This is a genomic window from Vibrio sp. SG41-7, assembly GCF_014164465.1.
Taxonomy (GTDB): domain Bacteria; phylum Pseudomonadota; class Gammaproteobacteria; order Enterobacterales; family Vibrionaceae; genus Vibrio; species Vibrio splendidus.
Genome location: NZ_JACJFF010000250.1, coordinates 1 through 2,426, shown reverse-complemented (window position 1 = coordinate 2,426; position 2,426 = coordinate 1). Strand labels below are relative to the sequence as shown.

The following is a 2,426-nucleotide window of genomic DNA, read 5'->3' as shown; positions in this document are numbered from 1 at the left end:
AGGAGAATCAATGCGAAAACTGGCGCAATCCGGACAGATAGAGTAAAAATAGAGTTAGAGAAAAGCGAGAGATTAGTGGTGTCCGGTTAAACCGGAACTAGTGGCCGGAATCAGCGGAATACGCAATATGATCGGTAAAGCTTTACAGTATGTTCAAACAGGTCAATTCCTGTCTCCTTGGAAGTACCTGCTGGTAGATGAATTCCAAGATATTTCAGAACCGAGGGCTAGGCTTGTTAAGGCACTACGTGATAGTTACCTTGGTTCATCATTGTTTTGTGTTGGTGATGATTGGCAAGCAATATACCGCTTTAGCGGAGCCGATGTACGACTTACTACAGAGTTTTCCAACTACTTCGGTTCAACTTCTGAAACTACGCTGGATATGACGTTTAGATTTAACAACTCTATTGGGGACGTAGCGACTCGATTCGTCACTCAAAACCCAGTTCAGTTGAACAAAAAGATCAACTCACTAGTCCATGTGAATACTCCTGCGGTAAGTATTGTTCGCCAAGGCAGTGATGAGGTTGGATTATCTGCGCTAGAAAAGACGCTTTCTTCAATATCAAACCAAGTACTGGCGTCCAAGAAGGCGAGTAAGAATAAGGTCTATTTTCTTGCTCGTTACTGGTATCAACTTCCTGATTTGCATCAATTAAGAACCCTAAAACATAAATTTCCTACTTTGGAAATTGAAAACCAATCGTTCCATGCTTCAAAAGGAAAAGAAGCCGAATATGTCATAGTAATGGGGTTGAGCTCGGGAAAGCATGGATTTCCATCTCAAAAACAAACCCCACCGCTTATGGATGCACTGTTACCGCAAGGAGATAAGTTTGAACATGCCGAAGAGCGTCGTTTGTTCTATGTTGCTCTAACCCGAGCAAAACACCGTGCTTATCTACTCGTTGATATGATGGATGCTAGTGAGTTTGTAACAGAGTTGGTTCAAGAAAGATATCCAGTGGAAACTAATGAATTTGATGCTTCACTTATTCAGCAGCAAGCTGAAAAGATTTCATGTCACCAATGCGGTGAGGGCACATTAAGGTTGAAAGTAGGGCAATATGGCAAATTTATGTCTTGTTCTCTCTACCCTAGATGCAAAAACAAAGAGACACCTTGCATCAAGTGTGGAAGCCCAATGAGTCGAGATATCAAAAGTGGTCTTCAAGTATGTATAGATGAAAGCTGTAGTGATGAGCGTCCATTGTGTCAGAATTGTGGCAGTGAAATGAAGCTCTGGAAAGGAAAATACAGCGACTTCTGGGGGTGTTCTACTTACCGTAAAGGGATGGATGGCTCCTGTTCATATAAGCTGAAAGGGTAACCCTGAGAATGAACTAGACATTGATTGGCACGCTAATCGAGCAATTATAGATAGAATTAATCTTTACGTAGATCTTTCTGCATGAAATGTTGCGTCGTTTAGCTAAATTTTGGACAAAAACGATTTAGACCTATAGCTCTAAAATGTTTATACAAGATTAGAAAAAGTATCTTGAAACCTTAAATGCTTGTTATAAGCCACCCAGTTGCGATTGCATATATTCAGGTGCCTTTTCAAGATCTAATGGTCGAGTAGTATGATTGTAAAATTCTGTTTTAAGTGATTTTGCAATACCATCGAGACCAGGATAGATAGTTGATTCATTAATACCTAACAAACCAAGTTTTGACTGAATTTGAGGTTTTAACTCACCAGGTATAACAAATTTATGCAACTTGTCAGTGTCAAATGCCTTTCTAGGTTCGTGATGAACAGTAAACAAGCCAGCTTGATTGACTAGACGCTCTGAGATGCTTGGCCCATAGAACTCCAATGTTTGAGTTAGATCAAGTGGGGCAATATGATAACTCGAATCTATGTGTATATGACTTATAAGGCCGTACACCGCACAGTTACTCAGGGGCTTTCCTCCGTATAGTTCTTCAGGTGAGTGAGCTGTAGCAAAGTACAACGCAATTAGAGGGTTAATACTCCAATCTAAAAGTCTTGTAGGCAAACCATAGTGTTGCGCCAAGCTAAGCCATTCCCAGTCATTTGACGGCTGACACTGTACTCGCAGCGCACTCTTCATCTTGAATTGCTCTAATAGCGCCCTTTCTCTATCAAGCTCCTCGCTCGAATCTCCGAGCAATGGCAGGCGACCGACAGAGGAAATCAATTCATATTCAGAGTTAATTACTCCTCGAAAAACCATGTGGTTCTCTGGGACAAATCGTGTGGCAAACGAAAAGACTTTTTCTATCGTATCCAGACTATAATATTTCATGTTGCCTCTCTGGCTTATACCGCCCTGTTAGCTGTCATCTTCGGCATTATACATGCCTTTGGCCATCATTTTTGACGGAGTTTCATCACTACTCAAAGACAAGATACAGTCTGGGTTATAATCTCCATTTTTATGCATTTCCCACTC

Annotated in this window: 2 protein-coding genes; one reads left to right on the top strand and one right to left on the bottom strand. The window is 41.1% G+C overall.

Going from position 1 to position 2,426, the window contains the following annotated elements:
• Positions 1-127: 127 nt before the first annotated feature.
• On the top strand, positions 128-1,333 hold the full coding sequence (locus tag H5300_RS26345; protein WP_259397964.1) for a UvrD-helicase domain-containing protein: 1,206 nt from the start codon (positions 128-130) through the stop codon (positions 1,331-1,333).
• Between the two features lie 190 nt (positions 1,334-1,523).
• Here H5300_RS26345 and H5300_RS26340 read toward each other — a convergent pair whose 3' ends face one another.
• Complete coding sequence (locus H5300_RS26340; protein WP_182797323.1) at positions 1,524-2,279, bottom strand: FRG domain-containing protein; 756 nt, start codon at positions 2,277-2,279, stop codon at positions 1,524-1,526.
• Between the last annotated feature and the right edge of the window lie 147 nt (positions 2,280-2,426).